The sequence below is a fragment of the Treponema endosymbiont of Eucomonympha sp. genome (genome assembly GCF_001028545.1).
In genome coordinates this window covers 1-909 of the sequence record NZ_BBPW01000241.1, presented here as the reverse complement: position 1 = coordinate 909, position 909 = coordinate 1, and the positions used below count along the sequence as shown (strand labels likewise).

Genomic DNA, 909 nt, shown 5'->3' with positions numbered 1-909 from the left:
TTATGGAGGCTCTCCACACTACAGTGTGGAGAGCCTCCATATTGTAGTGTGAGGGGTTTCCACACCATAGTGTGGAGACTCTCCCTATTATAGTGTGGAGACCTTCCCTACTGTAATAGGGAGACCTGCACCAGCGTAGTGGGAGGAGTCGCACCGCCATAATGAGAGGAGGCACACCACTATAGTGAGAGGAGGCATGCCACCGTAGCGGGAGGGGTTGCACCGCCGTAGCGGGGAGAGTATCCTTACTATAAGGAAGAAACTCCCACCTATGCGTGCGAGGCGTTCTCACCTGCCGGTGAGAGATAGGCTTGCCTATGCGCCTTCACTCATAGGCAAAGCATAGGGGCAAAGCCTATAAGCCGCGAGTTTGCGCTAAGCGAAGCGGCGCAAACTCGGTAGCAAGCCGAAGGCGTGCGACAGTTTCTTCAAGAAACTCGAACGTTCCCGTAGGGAACGCAGAACTCGAACGTTGCCCGTGCTCAGCGCGGGCTTTACCTATAGAACGATACTCGTTCCCTCTTGCGGGGAACAAGTATCGCCGTATGCAGAGGATACAGCGCACCGTGAACAAACCGAACACCAGCCGTCCGCTCCCGGACGTCGCCGCGGGCTGGAACTCGCTCCGCTCGCTCGCCGCGGGATTAGCCGCGCCCGGCGCCGCGTACCCGTGCGAGCTTGAAGGCTTTCAGGGAAGCTCGCTCGCGTTCTTCGCCGCGGAACTGCTGCGGGCGCAGTCCCGCGACCTCGCGTTTATCGTCGCGGTATGCGTCTATAACCGTCTCTATCGCCTGCCGGTTTGCGGGCGGCGTGGCGAGCAGGCTCATGTCGCGGATTTTGAGCAGGCTCATATGCAGGGTGCGCGGAATCGGCGTCGCGCTCATGGCGAGGCAGTCTATGTTCGCCTTG

At 59.4% G+C, this 909-nt stretch carries 1 protein-coding gene; it reads right to left on the bottom strand.

All coding sequences use genetic code 11. The features are described from left to right. Nucleotides 1–644 precede the first annotated feature (644 nt). Nucleotides 645–909, bottom strand: a 265-nt coding sequence (locus tag AWU74_RS06245) for a hypothetical protein (protein ID WP_162504937.1), incomplete at its 5' end; no start/stop codon positions are given.